We start from the raw sequence: 13,847 nt of genomic DNA, 5'->3' as shown, positions 1-13,847 counted from the left end.
TGCTGCGGTGACGAGAAGGCATTGCAGGGGGTTGTGTAGGGATGGCTGAAGGCACTGGGACAGGCACTGGGACCGGCACACCGGCGGTGACACCGGCGGTATCGACGGCTACCACGACGCCGATCACGGCGGAGCAGCTGGCGGCGGTGAAACCTGTTCTCCAGCAGCAGATGCTGGTGGACAAGGCGGAGGCGAGCCACGCCGCGGCCAAGCTCGACCAGGCGGCGGACAGCGGCAAGCTGACGCTCGACGTCGACGCCGCCGACGCGTTGATCAAGGCGGTCGACACCGCGCGCGACCAGGTGATGGACCTCTGGAAGCGCACGAGTGACCAGCTGGCGACACCGTTGCAGCTGGGCGAGAACCCGGTCGCCAAGGCGATCAGCGCGCGGTTCTCCGATCTCGCCGTCGGTGAGGAGTCGGGCGCCGCGAAGGCGTTGCTCGACCTCTTCAAGGTCCTCGACGACATCAGCAACGCGCTGAGCAAGAACCGCGACACGATCCGCGGCGCCGAGGACGATGCCGAGAAGAGCTTCAAGAGCACCGGGGGGTCCTGGTGAGTCAGGGTTCGCACGACAACAAGGGCAACGGTGGCAAGGACGACAAGTCGTCCGACCACCACGACGACAACTACGGCCGCGAGCGCATCCACGACCCGATCGACTGGATGACGTACTCGCACGAGGCCCTCTACAACATGGTGCACAACGGCGTGAACCTCGCCGGTGCCCAGGCCGCCGCGACGAACTGGCAGAAGATCGGCGAGGACATCGCGGGCGTGCGGGCGAACCTGCTCAAGGCCGTCGAGGACTCGTCCGTCGGCTGGAACAGCGAGTCGGCGCGCCTGGCCCGTGACGGTCTGACCGAGGTCACCAACTGGGTCGACGACACGTCGAACTACGCGCACAAGGTGTCGGCGGCGATCACGACGGAGACCACCAACGTCGAGGCCGCCCGTGCCGCGATGCCGCCGCCTCCCAAGGAGCCGGTCCCGCCGGTGCCGGTGGACCCGGTCGCACCGCGGCCGGTGCTGCGCGCCGCGGACAGGCTGTCGACGATCGACGGGGTTGCCGCTTTCGGCGGGGTCGAGAGCCTGAAGCGCGACCCGCGCCTGGTGCGGACGCTGCCCGGCGAGTTCAGCGGCTTCGAGACCGTCGGTGCCAGCCCGGTCGAGACCCTTGCGGCCAACGACGCCTCGCACCGTCTCGCGGCGGACGTGATGGCGGCGTTCCAGCGCAACTCGGCGGCGGTCGACCAGACGGTGCCCGCGCAGTTCACGCCTCCGGTGAACCCGGTCAACCCGAACACCCCGACGCTCGGCGGCGGCGACCTCAGCGGCCGCACCCCGACGGACAACACGTCGGCCGGTGGCGCCGGTGGCCCGGTCACGACCACGGCCAGTGGCGTCAACCACAGCAACACCAACACGTCTTCGTCGCGCAGCTACGGCGGTGGAGCCGGTGTCCGCACCGGTGGTGGTGGCGGAGGCGGCGGTGGTTTCACCGGCGGCATGATGCCCGGCCGTTTCGGGCAGAACTCCGGTAACCAGGGCGCAGCCGGTGGTGGAGGCGGTGCCGGTGGCGCTGCCGCATCGGGTGGCATGGCCGGCGTGAACGAGCGTGCCGGCGCGGGTGCTGCCGCCGCGGCCGCGGCGTCCACGCCCGGCAACCAGACCAGGGCGTTCCAGAACCCGCTCGCGATGGGTGGCGCGCCGATGGCCGGTGCTCCCGCGGCGGGCCAGGGCCGTGACGACGAGCGCGAGCACAAGAGCGCGAGCTACCTGGAAGAGGACGACAACGTCTTCGGCCTGGACCGCAAGGCGGCCCCGCCGGTGATCGGTCAGTGAGTGAACGCCAGTTCACGGTGAGCTCGCAGGAGTTCTTCCTGCTGTGGCAGGCCGTGCACGGCGAGGACCGCGTCGTGCCGCTCGGGACGCCCCACGTGGGCGCCACCCGAGCGGCGCGGCAGCGTCTCGTCGAAGAGAGCTCGCAGGCGCTCTACGCCCGCGGGCTGGGCACCGTGCACCGCCCGGACCCGGACCTGCGGGCGCTGGTGAGCGGTCTCGGCGAGTTCGACCGTGCTCTGGAAATCGCTTATTTCAAGGGAACCGAACTGGCCCGCGGCATCGCCTGCGCGGGCTGGAGCGGTGCGTTCGCCGCACGCGTGAACAACGAGGTGCACCTGTACCCGTTCCGCCCCAACGCGCTGGCTTCGGCCACGGTGTCATCGTTGCCAGGCCTCTCGCCCGGCACCGGCCGTTCCGTGAACGTGCGCTGGGACGACTACGTGCGCGCGGGCAAAGCAGGCGAGCAGGAGGGCAAGCAGGCGTTCCTGGACGTCCTGCGCGACGCGGGCATCCGCGAGCCCGAGGCCCACACGCTGATGCGCATCGTGACGTCCCGGATCGGCGGCGGCGAGCTGGGCCTCACCGCCCGCAACCGCGACGGCGTGCCCCGCCCGACCGGCCGTTCGGTGTCCTGGCTGGACACCCGCGAGGGCCGCTACCTCCTGCGCAGGCAGGACGGCTGGCTCGTGCTGGCCCCGGCCGACGCGTCGCGGCTGACCAGCGCCGTCGACGAGCTGCTCGCGGCGGGATAGTTCCACACCGATGGTGGACGTCCTGTCCACCAATCACACATGGACGTGCGGTTCTGCCTCAACTAGACATGGGGCATGACCGACACCGACGTCGAACTGCTGTGGCGCCCCGACCCCACGAGGGACAACGGGATGACCGCCTTCCGGTCGTGGCTCGCTGACCGTGGCCACTCGTTTGCCGACTACGAGTCGCTGTGGGAGTGGTCCGTCTCCGACCTCGAGGGGTTCTGGGGCGCCATAGCTTCGTACTTCGACGTCCAGTTCCACACGCCTCCCACGCGGGTGCTGGGGTCCTCGGACATGCCGGGCGCCCAGTGGTTCCCGGGTTCGACCCTGAACTACGCCGAGCACGCCCTGCGCCGTGGAGCCGACGACGACCTCGCCGTGATCTTCCACCGCGAGGACGGCCTCACCTCGTCGCTGACGTTCGGCACCCTGCGCTCGCGAGTGGCAGCTTTCCGGGCCGCGCTGGCCTCCCTGGGCGTCTCCGAGGGAGACCGGGTGGTGGCACTCGTCCCGAACGCCCCCGAAGCCCTCATCGCCTTCCTGGCGGCCGCCTCGCTGGGCGCCACGTGGTCGTCCTGCTCCCCGGACTTCGGTGCCCGAGCGGTGGCCGACCGCTTCACCCAGATCTCCCCGACGGTGTTCGTCGCCGTCGCCGGTTACGTCTACAACGGACGGTCCTTCGACTGCCGCCCGGTGGTCGAGGAGATCCGCTCGCAAATCCCGTCGCTGCGCGCGACCGTCCTGATCGACTACCTGGACAACGGCGCCTCGCTGCCGGACACGCACTCGTTCTCCGAACTGGTGGCTTCGTTCGACGGCGCGGCTTTGGAGTTCACGCCGGTGCCGTTCGACCATCCGCTCTGGGTGCTCTACTCGTCCGGCACGACGGGCCTGCCCAAGGGCATCGTCCAGGGCCACGGCGGCATCGTGGTCGAGCACCTGAAGATGCTGGCCCTGCACAGCGACCTCGGCCCCGGCGACCGCTTCTTCTGGTTCACCACCACCGGCTGGATGATGTGGAACTACCTGGTCGGCGGGTTGCTGGTGGGCACCACGATCGTCCTGTACGACGGCAGCCCGGCGTTCCCTTCGCTGAACACGTTGTGGCACCTGGCCGAACAGCACCGCGTCACCTACTTCGGCACCTCGGCCCCGTACGTCCAGTCCTGCCTGAAAGAGGGCCTCGAGCCGTCCACCCGCTACGACCTGACGGGCCTGCGCGTGGTCGGCTCGACCGGCGCACCTCTGACGCCCGAAGGCTTCCGCTGGATCGCCTCCGCCGTGGGCAAGGACGTCCAGATCGCCTCGGTCTCGGGCGGCACCGACCTCTGCACGGCCTTCGTGGCCGCCTCGCCCGACCGCCCGGTCTGGCTGGGCGAACTCTCCTGCCGCGCCCTCGGTGCAGCCATCTACGCCTACGACGAGGCCGGTGTGGCGCTGGACGATGCCGTCGGCGAACTCGTGATCACGGCGCCGATGCCGTCCATGCCGGTCTTCTTCTGGGGCGACGCCGACGGCTCCCGTCTGCGCGACGCCTACTTCGACACCTACCCGGGAATCTGGCGCCACGGCGACTGGATCCGCATCACCCCACGAGGCTCGGCGGTGATCTACGGCCGCTCCGACTCGACCCTGAACCGAGGCGGCGTCCGCATGGGCACCTCGGAGTTCTACCGGGTCGTCGAGTCCATTCCGGGCGTGGTCGACTCGCTCGTCATCGACACCTCAGGTGTCTCCGAGGGCGAACTGCTCTGCTTCGTCGTGCTCGACGGCGTGACTTTGGCCGACGTGGAACCGTTGCTGCGCCAGGAATTGCGCTCATCCCTGTCCCCACGCCACGTCCCGAACCGCTTCGTGGCCGTGGCCGAGATCCCCAGGACCCTGAACGGCAAGAAGTGCGAGGTCCCGGTGAAGAAGATCCTCGCCGGCGCCGACCCGGATCTAGCCGTCAGCCGCGGCGCACTGCGCAATCCCGAGTCCCTCCAACCGTTCCTGGAACTCGCCTCGGGATGATCTAGGTCACTCCCGCTCTGGTGAACAGGCGTTTAACGCCCCTCCCGACCCTTCCGAACGTGCCCTGACCAGCGCGTTCCACGGTTCGAGGGGGGCGTTTTGCAACTCGGCTGAGGACCTGTGTAACCTATGCGTCGTGGCCAAGGATGGTCCCGGGAGGCTTCGCCTAGTCTGGTCTATGGCGCCGCACTGCTAATGCGGTTTGGGGTAACCCCCCATCCCGGGTTCAAATCCCGGAGCCTCCGCAAGGCCGAGCCTCTAGGGGATCGGTTATAATTGAATACCTGCGCTCGTAGCTCAACGGATAGAGCATCTGACTACGGATCAGAAGGTTACAGGTTCGAATCCTGTCGAGCGCGCAAGCTCAGAGCCCCTGTGGAGAAGTTTCCACAGGGGCTCTGATCGTATTGTGACCGCTGTTGACCTCTCGGCCGCCGTCTCAGCTCATGCAGTCGTCCACCGTGACGTTCGGTGCCGGTTCGGGCTCCCCGCGCTCCTCGACGTCCGTTCTGGCCACGCCGCTGGTCGTGGTCAGGTAGCCGTGTTCGAAGTACTGCAGGAGGCCGGTCGGCCGTTCCGTCGCGGTGCCGACTGGTCGTCCTAGCCTTCCTCGCGGTCCGCCGATTGCCTTGTAGCGCTGCCAGATGTCCTTGGGAATCCAGACGAGCTTGCCGGTCTTGGCGTTGGTGACCATGGCGCCCGGAGTCTGGACGCTGCCGGCGACGGTGAACTCGGCTTCGTCCAGCAAGGCGACTTCGGCGTTGCCGCACGGTTTGAGGTCTGAAACGGGGTAGCCCATGTGTTGCGCGGCATTGACGCCCAGGACCTTGTCGCCCAAGTTCTTGCCGAAGGTATATGCCTGGAAGTAGTCGCCCTGCATGATGAACACCCGGTCAGGGTCCTTGAGGGTCATGATTCGCGCCTGGCCGGCTCTGCCACCAGCCAGGTCCTGGCTCATTCCCTTGGCCCAGGGGTGGACGTAACCCGAGGGGTCCTCCGTGATCGGGCAACCCAAGGCCGCTGCCGAGCCACCTCGTTCGTACGCGTTCTTGAACGGCTCGTACCAGACCGGGTCGCGTACACCTCGCCTTTTGTTTCCGATGTCCTCACATGTTGCCGGCGTGTCGGAGGACGACGGGGTGAACAGCTTTACGACTACAACGCCGAGCGCGAGTGTGGCGACGACTGCGAAGAGTGCTGCCCACCTTTGCCGCGCGTAGAAGTGCACTCCTCCATGAACTACGCCTGCCTGGACCACGTTTTCAGCGGAACCTGCCACCAGTTCGTTGTGAGTGCTTCCCGCGAGGTCGGAGTTGACGGCCATCCGCTCGTCGAGCCAGGTGCGACCTCGCCACTCCAGCGGAAAGTCGTGCTCAGCGCCGAGTTCGGTGAACCACGCGTGCAGGCCCGGCGTGAGATCCGTTGGTACGACGAGGATCCACCGGCTTGGACGGTGCTCGGCGGCCCGCGCCAGCGACTCCTGGATCTGGCGCTGCTGCGGACCCGCTACCTGGGTGAACTTCCGGCACTCGAAGATGACCAAGCCGTCCGGACCGGCCCACCGCACGTCGGTTCCGCCGTCGATGGACGTAGCCCCGTCGTGCTCCCGCGAGATGAGTTCCTCGACCACTCGCTCGAACGCTGAATCCTCGAAGTCCTCCCACCGCAACCCGGACACGGTCTACCTCCAGCAGGCAGCGATCCAAGCGAAGCACGATACGGCCATCCAGGTTCCCCGTCCGGCATGCTCGGGCAACGGGCCGGCTGGCCTCGGCGTATACGTTCTGGATGTAGTCGTCACGCAGGGGAGGGCGTGTGGGCGGGGATCCTGAGCAGGTGAAGACGCGGGCTGACCTGGTTCGTCAGCTCGAGGTGCTGCGGGGCAACGCGGCGCGGGGCAGCGGGCGCACGAGGGTGTCGCTGGCTGATCTGGCCAAGCGGATCGAGGTGCCCCGGTCGACGGTCCACACGTACCTGACTGGGCAGACGCTGTTGCCAGCCGAGGTGCTGGACCGGATCGTCATCGCGCTGGGAGGCACGAACGCTGATCAACGGCTGTGGGCGGATGCGTGGGACCGGGTCGCGGCGCACGAGCATTCGAGCAAGCAACCCCAGCAGACGTCCAAGCCCCGGCAGTTGCCGCAGGACGTCACCGCGTTCACCGGGCGCGAGGCCGAGATCCGGGAGCTCGACGAGCTGGTGCGGCGGCCGGCGAGGACCGTGTTGCTGTCGGCGATCGCGGGCACGCCCGGTGTGGGGAAGACGGCGCTCGCGGTGCACTGGGGGCACCGCATCGCGGAGGAGTTCCCCGACGGGCAGCTCTACCTGAACCTCCGCGGCTACGACGTCGGGGCGCCGGTGTCGGCGGCGGATGCGGCGCTGACGTTGTTGCGGGCCTTGGGGATCAGCGAGGTGCCGCAGGGGCTGGACGAGCGGGCCGGGCTGTTGCGGTCGGTGCTGAACGGCAAGAGGGTGCTGCTCGTGCTCGACAACGCGAGCAGTGCGGAACAGGTGCGGCCGTTGTTGCCCGGGACGGAGTCGTGCTTCACGGTGGTCACCAGCCGGGACGCGCTCACCGGGCTGGCGGTGGTGGACGGGGCGCATCGGCTCGACCTCGACGTGCTGACGTTGGAAGAGGCCCTGCAGCTGCTCACCAGCCTGCTGGGGCAACGCGTCTACTACGAGCGGCAGGCGGCGATCGAGCTCGCGGAGCTGTGCGCCCGGCTGCCGCTCGCGATCCGGATCGCGGCCGAGTTCGCGCGGCACGAGCCGTTGGCGCAGGTCGTCCGTGATCTGCGGGCCGAACGTCTCGACCTGCTCGACAGCAGCGGTGATCCGCGCAGCATGGTGCGCGCGGTGTTCCTGTGGTCGTACCGGCAGCTCCGGCCCGAGGCAGCCGAACTCTTCCGCCTGCTCGGGCACCATCCCGGCCGCGACTTCGACATTCCACTGGCGGCGGCCCTCACGAGCACCGGCCTGGCCGACGCCGCGTTGCGCGTCGAGCTGTTGATCAGCGCGAACCTGGTGCAGGGCAACGGTCGCTACGAGATGCACGACCTCCTCCGCGCCTACAGCAGGGAACTCGCTGACGAGCCGGAGGCCGCCGCACGGTTGATCGACCACTACATCGACGCGCACACCGCGGCGCTGGCGCTCGTCTACCCCAACCATGCCGATTCGGCGGAACGGCCGGAGGTGTCCTGGCTGACCGACGCCGACACCGCACGGGCGTGGCTGACGGCCGAGGCGGACAACGTGGTCGAGGTCGTCGAGCTCGCCGCCGGCACGGGGCTGGGGCAGAAGGCGCGGCGCCTGGCGCACGCGGCCAAGCGGCACCTCGAAACCACCTCCCGCGGCCCGCAGGCGATGCGCATGCACCACCTGGAGCTCTCCACCGCGCGGGCGGACGGGGATCTGGCGGGCGAAGGCGAGGCGTTGCGCAACCTCGGCATCGCCGCCGAGGTGACGGGCAGGCAGCTCGAGTCGCTCGACTGGCTGCGGCAGAGCGCGGAGGTCTGGCGCCGGCTGGACGACCGCGAACGCCAGGCCGGCACGTTGAGCAGCATCGGCATCACGCTCAGCTCGCTCGGCCGGTTCGACGAGGCGATCGAAGCCCACGAGGAGTCCATCGAGCTGCTCAGGCACCTCGGCCGGCCGCAGCACCTCGCGATGGGACTGCTGAACCTCGGTGTCACCCTGGAAGAACGGGGCGAGCTCAGCCGCGCGCTGACCAACCAGCGTGCGGCGCTGGAGACGTTCAAAACGCTCGGCGACCAGCTCGGCCAGGCCCACGCGCTGACCAACCTCGGCAACGTGCTCAACCAGCTGGGCGAGCACGGCGAGGCGCTGCTGATGTTCGAGGAGGCACTGGCCGCCTACCAGGCGCTGGGCAGCCGCGTCGGCGAGGCGTTCGTGGTCAAGTTCCTCGGCTCGGTGCACGTCGCGAAGGGCGAGCACGGCTTCGCGATCCCGCGGTACGAGGAGGCGCTGCGGATGTGCCGCGAGGTGGGCGACGCGTCACTGCAGTCCGAGGTGCTCAACCACCTCGGCTTCGCCCGCTCCCTGTCCGGCGACCAGCCCGGGGCCCGCGAGGCGCACCACGAGGCGTTGGCCCTCGCCACCGAACACGGCTACCGGCTGGAGGAGGCGCGGGCGCTGGAAGGACTCGGCACCGTCGCCAGGGCCACCGGTGCCGCGGTGAGCGCGAAACGGCACTGGCGCCAGGCGTTGGAGCGGTACGAGGCGATCGGCGTGCCGGCGGCGGAACGGCTGCGGGCGGCCCTCGCCGAGCTGTGACCGTCCAGCTTTGTCCAGCCCTGTCCAGACCCGGGCCTGAACAAGATCCTCGCTGGTGAGGTGTGCGTGCGCCGCAAACGGGCGGCGCACGCACCACGAGGGGGATTCGTGATGATCAGGAACACCTCGGGCCCGTGGCAGTACCGGCCCTAGTCGAAGTCGTACACCGTGGTGGCGACGTCGTGCGCCAGCAGGGTTTCCGCGATGAGCGGCTCGACCCGCTCCCACCGGCCGCCCGCCAGCCCGCAGCCGATGCGCGGCATGTGCACGCTCGCCCCGAGGCGCGTGGCGTGCTCGGTCAACGCGACGAGGCACCGTTCGATCGCGTCGTACCGCACCGGCGGTCCCTTGCTCCCCGTGCGGGTACCCCGCTGTCCCACCATGTTCGCCACCCAGGTGTCCGCCCTCACCTGGACCAGCTGCACGGCCCCGAGCCCGAAGTCATTGCCCGCCCGGCCCCGATGCCACTCGCGGTAGGCGCGCTCCGGCTCGGGCCACCGCTTCGACACCGCCAGCACGAAACCCTTGCCCCACCCGCCGAGGTCGTTGCAGACGTGCGCGACGATCTTCGGCCCCTTGGCCTGGGGGCTCGTCGCGTCCCCCTTGATCATCCGCAGCGTCTCCACAGCGAGCACGATGCCAGTCCGGCACCACGAGTTCCGCTCATTTTTCTACTGCCGACAAAGATCGGAAGCAATCGATTCCACAGTGGTTGATCTGCGGAAACCGGTTTGGGATCCGCGACGACCGGTCGTCGTTCCGCGTACACCGTTCGGCGCGGACAGAGGCCTTTCGGCGACGTGACGGACCGCGCGCACACGCGTCTTGGCCACACTCGAAGTATGGCGATTCTGGCGGGCAAGGCCGTGGTCATCACCGGTGCCGGGCAGGGTTTGGGCCGGGCGTTCGCCACTCACGCCGCCCGCAGCGGTGCCGCCGTGGTGATCAACGACGTCGACGAGCCGCTCGCCAGGCAGGTCGCCGAGCTCATCACCCTCAAGGGCGGCAGGGCGGTCGTCAGCGCCGGCAGCGTCACGGATCCCGACCAGGCCCAGGCCATGATCGACACGTGCACGGCCGCGTTCGGGCGGATCGACGGGCTCGTCAACAACGCGGGCATCAGGTACCAGGCGGCCATCGGCCTGGACGACCCCGCGAAGATGCGCGAGCTCATCGAGGTCAACGTCCTCGGCACCCTCTACTGCACCAACGCCGCCGTCCAGAGCATGCGGCGCGGGTCGATCGTCAACCTCGGCTCGGTCGCGATGGTGGGCCAGCCGTCCGCGCTGACCTACTCGGCGTCCAAGGGGGCCGTTGCGAGCATCACGGCGGGGGCGGCGGCCGAGCTTCACGACCTGGGCATCAGGGTCAACGCCGTGTGCCCGATCGCCTGGACGCGGATGTCGGCGGCCGACTCCAAGGCCGTCCCCGGCGGACCGCCCGAGACGATCGCGCCGCTGGTCACGTACCTGCTCAGCGACCGCGCGGCCAAGATCACCGGCCAGCTCATCCGGTTCGCCCACGGGCGGCTGCACGTCATGGCCCAGACGTCACCGAAGGCACCCGTCCTGGAAAACGACGTGTGGGACGTCGACAGCATCGCCGAGGCCTTCGAGGAACGGCTCGAGCCCGAGGACACGGCGTGGGTGCGTTGGGGCGTCAGAACGTGACGCACACGCGGGAAGCGGGCAGAGTGGCCGCGTGGACCAGCGGGAGATCATGCAGCGGGCGCTCGGCGTCCTGACGCTCACCTACGGCGCCGACGAGTCGGGCGACTACCTGCGCACGGCCCTCAAGTCGTTGCAGGAGGGCGTGTTCAGCTACGAGGTCAAGGTCGACGGCGAACTGAACGAGGCCGGCGCGCAGGCTCTCAAGCAGGCCATGGACCAGGTGCTCGGGCAGTTCGGCTGGTTCACCGCTGGGCTGCTCTACGCCTTCCACGGCGTCGCGCAGGCGTACGAGAACGACTGCGAGGACGCCGACGTGAAAGAAGTCCTGCGGCAGCTCGCCCTCAGGCTCGCTGACTGAGTTCTGCGCGGACGCCGTCGGAGAACGGCGTCCAGGCCTCGACCGCCCACGGCCCGAAACGCAGATCCGTCAAAGCGACACAGGCAGCGGAAATCTCGGGATCGACCCACAGGAAAGTGCCGGACTGCCCGAAGTGGCCAAAAGTCCTGGGTGAGAAAGACAGTCCGGTCCAGTGCGGCGACTTGCCGTCACGGATCTCGAACCCGAGACCCCAGTCGTTCGGCTTCTGCATCCCATATCCGGGCAGAACGCCATTCAGCCCCGGGAACACCACCGAAGTCGCCTCGTGGACCAGTGAGGCGGAAACCAGCTTCGGCGACAACAGCTCGGCCGCGAACAAAGCCAGATCCGCGGCACACGACTCGGCGCCGGCTCCGGCAGAGCCGACCAGAGCGGACGAACTCATCCCCAAAGGCGCGAACACGGCCTCGTGCAGATAAGTGGCGAACGGCATCTCGCAAGCCGTGCCGACAAAAGAAGCCAGCACGTCGAAACCCGCGTTCGAGTAGATCCGGCGCGTGCCGGGCGCGGCCTGCACCTCGGCCTTGTCGAACGCGTACCCGGCCGTGTGCGAGATCAGGTGCCGGACGGTCGAGCCCTCCGGGCCGGCGGGCTGGTCCCACTCGACGGCACCCTCCTCAACGGCCACCAGCACCCCGTAGGAGGTCAGCAGCTTCGTCACCGACGCCAGCGGGAACACGCGCTGCTGATCACCCAGCGAGCCCACCACCGCGCCGCCGGACACGACCGCCACCGCAACGTTCGGGACAGGCCACGACGCCGCCACTTCCACGCTCTGCATGGGACAGACGTTAACGTCATGGTGTGACAGTCCGGGAACTGATCGTCCTGGGAACGGCCAGCCAGGTTCCCACGCGCCAGCGCAACCACAACGGCTATCTGCTGAGGTGGGACGGCGAGGGCTTCCTCTTCGACCCGGGCGACGGCTCCCAGCGCCAGCTGCTCCGCTCCGGCGCCGCTGCGAGCGACATCACGAGAATCTGCATCACGCACTTCCACGGCGACCACTGCCTGGGCGTGCCGGGCATCGTCCAGAGGCTCTCCCTGGACCGTGTCCCGCACACCGTCCACGCCCACTTCCCGAAGAGCGGCGCCCATTTCTTCGAACGTCTCCGCTACGCCAGCGCCTTCTACGACGCCGCGGACATCAAGGAAGAGCCGGTCGACGACGACGGCGAAATAGCGACCGGCAAGTTCGGCAGGCTGGAGGCGTACCGGCTCGACCACGGCATCGACAGCTTCGGTTATCGCCTGGTCGAACCCGACGGCCACCGGATGCTCCCGGAGAAGCTCGCGGAGCACGGCATCCAGGGCCCGCGGGTCCGCACGCTCCAGCAGCAGGGCGAGCTCGACGGCATCAGGCTCGAAGACGTCAGCGAACCCCGCAAAGGCCAGAAGTTCGCGTTCGTCATGGACACCCGCCTGTGCGACAACGTCTACGAGCTCGCAGACCAGGCCGACATGCTGGTGATCGAGTCGACCTACCTCGCCCGCGACACCAAGCTCGCCGGCGACCACGGCCACCTCACCGCCCAGCAGGCCGCCCGCGTCGCGCAGGACTGCAAGGTCCGCAAGCTGGTCCTGACCCACTTCTCCCAGCGCTACGAGGACCCCGCCGAGTTCCACGCGGAAGCCGCGCAGGAGTTCGGCGGCGAGATCGTCATCGCGAAGGACCTGGACCGGGTGCAGGTGCCGAAGCGCTCCACTGGTCCTTGACGATGTCCAGGAGCGCCGAGTAGGAGGGTTCCCAGCCCAACGCGCGCAACCGCGACACGTCCGCCCGCTGCACCCGCACCTCACTGGGATGCGCGGGCCGCCACGTCACGTCCACAGGCCGGCCCGACACCTCGGCGACGGCCTCCAGAACGTCACGGACGGACGCGGGCGTGGCCCCGACGTTGTAGACCGCGGCCGAGCCCACCGTGCAGGCCTCCAGCGCGACGACGAACGCGCGCGCAACGTCCCGCACGTGCACAAAATCGCGTACGGCCGTCCCGTCGCCGTAGACGTCCATCCCGTCCACGGTCCCGGCGGCGAGAGCCACTGCTCGGGTGATCACCCGAGTGGTGTCGGTGTCACCACCTCCAGCGACGTTGAACAAACGCAGCGTGCTCGCCCCGATCCGCCCGGACCGCGCCGCCCACGCCACAAGATCTTCAGCGGCGGCCTTCGACGCCGCGTACGGAGAGGAGGGGTCCCGGACTGACGACTCGGTCAGCGGGTCGGCGGACGGCCGGTAGACCCCGGAAGTCGATGCGAGCAGGAATCGTTGCCCCTCCAACGCTTTCAGCAGGTTCAGCGTCCCGCCCACGTTCGTCGCGTAGTACGAAAGTGGATCTTCGAACGACTCCCGCACGCGGGCGGCACCGGCCAGGTGGATGACGGCGTCGGCGTCGATCGACCCGAACGGCTCGGACACCCGCTGACGGGACAAAACAGGTTCATGCCCGTGAACCTGCAGCTCACGCACCACGGCACGGCCTACATACCCAGTGGCACCGGTCACTAGAACTCGCACAAGTTGACCCTAAAGGTCGACGGAGGTTGCGCCGATAACACACGAGTGAGTTACCCCCATCGCGCTGTGCACACAAGCATCGCCGGACTCCTGCACGACGTGGTCGTGCACGAGTTCAAGCGGCAGGAGTTCCTCCGCAACGTGGCCGAGATCGTGGGAGCCGCACCCGCACCTCAGTCGACCGAGCTCACCGCACCGCTCCAGGCGATCAACCCCAGGCGCAGTTTCCTCAACCGCGTTGACCAGGTCCTTCGGGACGCGGCACGCGCCTAGTGCGCACCTAGATCATCCACTGATCCACTTGCCGTGAGGCCCGCTCCCGCGGGCCTGCCGCAAGATTCATCCGGCCGTTGCCGGACCGTGCTTC

13 protein-coding genes and 2 tRNA genes are annotated in these 13,847 nt (G+C 68.7%); 11 read left to right on the top strand and 4 right to left on the bottom strand.

What is annotated here, in order from left to right; genetic code table 11:
• Positions 1-41 precede the first annotated feature (41 nt).
• The 6 genes from ABZ345_RS14875 (at position 42) to ABZ345_RS14850 (ending at position 4,976) form a co-directional block, all read left to right on the top strand.
• A complete protein-coding gene (locus ABZ345_RS14875) occupies positions 42-560 on the top strand; it encodes a hypothetical protein (protein ID WP_359847639.1) in 519 nt (172 codons plus the stop codon).
• Positions 557-1,846 (top strand): PPE domain-containing protein, encoded by a 1,290-nt coding sequence (locus ABZ345_RS14870; protein WP_359847636.1) that lies wholly within the window; start codon positions 557-559, stop codon positions 1,844-1,846. The genes ABZ345_RS14875 and ABZ345_RS14870 overlap by 4 nt, the downstream gene beginning before the upstream one ends.
• Positions 1,843-2,598 (top strand): ESX secretion-associated protein EspG, encoded by a 756-nt coding sequence (locus ABZ345_RS14865; protein WP_359847633.1) that lies wholly within the window; start codon positions 1,843-1,845, stop codon positions 2,596-2,598. Before ABZ345_RS14870 ends, ABZ345_RS14865 begins: the two co-directional genes overlap by 4 nt.
• 75 nt (positions 2,599-2,673) lie before the next feature.
• Entirely contained in the window at positions 2,674-4,617 is a 1,944-nt protein-coding gene (locus ABZ345_RS14860) for an acetoacetate--CoA ligase (RefSeq protein WP_359847630.1), read from the top strand.
• A 155-nt stretch (positions 4,618-4,772) separates the two neighbouring features.
• Positions 4,773-4,862, top strand: a tRNA-Ser gene (locus ABZ345_RS14855).
• Between the two features lie 41 nt (positions 4,863-4,903).
• Positions 4,904-4,976 (top strand) — tRNA-Arg (locus tag ABZ345_RS14850).
• A gap of 80 nt (positions 4,977-5,056) precedes the next feature.
• On the opposite strand, the gene ABZ345_RS14845 is transcribed toward ABZ345_RS14850, so the two are convergent.
• Complete coding sequence (locus ABZ345_RS14845; protein WP_359847627.1) at positions 5,057-6,295, bottom strand: hypothetical protein; 1,239 nt, start codon at positions 6,293-6,295, stop codon at positions 5,057-5,059.
• Between the two features lie 158 nt (positions 6,296-6,453).
• Here ABZ345_RS14845 and ABZ345_RS14840 point away from each other — a divergent pair, with 158 nt between their 5' ends.
• On the top strand, positions 6,454-8,913 hold the full coding sequence (locus tag ABZ345_RS14840; RefSeq protein WP_359847624.1) for a tetratricopeptide repeat protein: 2,460 nt from the start codon (positions 6,454-6,456) through the stop codon (positions 8,911-8,913).
• Between the two features lie 149 nt (positions 8,914-9,062).
• Here the strand turns inward: ABZ345_RS14840 and ABZ345_RS14835 are convergent, their stop codons facing one another.
• A complete protein-coding gene (locus tag ABZ345_RS14835) occupies positions 9,063-9,539 on the bottom strand; it encodes a macro domain-containing protein (protein WP_359847621.1) in 477 nt (158 codons plus the stop codon).
• Between the two features lie 216 nt (positions 9,540-9,755).
• Here ABZ345_RS14835 and ABZ345_RS14830 point away from each other — a divergent pair, with 216 nt between their 5' ends.
• Both ABZ345_RS14830 and ABZ345_RS14825 read left to right on the top strand, forming a co-directional pair.
• Positions 9,756-10,583 carry an SDR family oxidoreductase gene (locus ABZ345_RS14830; protein ID WP_359847618.1) on the top strand — a complete coding sequence of 276 codons (828 nt, stop codon included), beginning with the start codon at positions 9,756-9,758 and terminating at the stop codon, positions 10,581-10,583.
• A 31-nt stretch (positions 10,584-10,614) separates the two neighbouring features.
• A complete protein-coding gene (locus ABZ345_RS14825; RefSeq protein ID WP_359847615.1) occupies positions 10,615-10,941 on the top strand; it encodes a hypothetical protein in 327 nt (108 codons plus the stop codon).
• On the opposite strand, the gene ABZ345_RS14820 is transcribed toward ABZ345_RS14825, so the two are convergent.
• Entirely contained in the window at positions 10,925-11,743 is an 819-nt protein-coding gene (locus tag ABZ345_RS14820) for a serine hydrolase domain-containing protein (protein WP_359847612.1), read from the bottom strand. The two genes, ABZ345_RS14825 and ABZ345_RS14820, sit on opposite strands and share 17 nt — an antisense overlap.
• A 23-nt stretch (positions 11,744-11,766) precedes the next feature.
• On the opposite strand from ABZ345_RS14820, the gene ABZ345_RS14815 reads away from it, so the two are divergent.
• A complete protein-coding gene (locus ABZ345_RS14815; protein ID WP_359847609.1) occupies positions 11,767-12,678 on the top strand; it encodes a ribonuclease Z in 912 nt (303 codons plus the stop codon).
• On the opposite strand, the gene ABZ345_RS14810 is transcribed toward ABZ345_RS14815, so the two are convergent.
• Complete coding sequence (locus tag ABZ345_RS14810; protein ID WP_359848311.1) at positions 12,623-13,468, bottom strand: NAD-dependent epimerase/dehydratase family protein; 846 nt, start codon at positions 13,466-13,468, stop codon at positions 12,623-12,625. The two genes, ABZ345_RS14815 and ABZ345_RS14810, sit on opposite strands and share 56 nt — an antisense overlap.
• Positions 13,469-13,546: 78 nt before the next feature.
• On the opposite strand from ABZ345_RS14810, the gene ABZ345_RS14805 reads away from it, so the two are divergent.
• The gene (locus ABZ345_RS14805; protein WP_359847606.1) at positions 13,547-13,753 is read left to right on the top strand and encodes a hypothetical protein; all 207 of its coding nucleotides are present in this window, start codon (positions 13,547-13,549) and stop codon (positions 13,751-13,753) included.
• Positions 13,754-13,847: the final 94 nt, after the last annotated feature.

Source organism: Lentzea sp. NPDC005914, from assembly GCF_040629405.1.
Taxonomy (GTDB): Bacteria; Actinomycetota; Actinomycetes; order Mycobacteriales; family Pseudonocardiaceae; genus Lentzea.
This window is presented reverse-complemented; position numbering and strand designations above follow the sequence as displayed.

Coding starts and splice junctions, on each gene's coding strand:
- ABZ345_RS14875 (WP_359847639.1), top strand. CDS start 42: ATGGCTGAAGGCACTGGGACAGGCACTGGGACCGGCACACCGGCGGTG.
- ABZ345_RS14860 (WP_359847630.1), top strand. CDS start 2,674: ATGACCGACACCGACGTCGAACTGCTGTGGCGCCCCGACCCCACGAGG.
- ABZ345_RS14830 (WP_359847618.1), top strand. CDS start 9,756: ATGGCGATTCTGGCGGGCAAGGCCGTGGTCATCACCGGTGCCGGGCAG.
- ABZ345_RS14820 (WP_359847612.1), bottom strand. CDS start 11,743: ATGCAGAGCGTGGAAGTGGCGGCGTCGTGGCCTGTCCCGAACGTTGCG.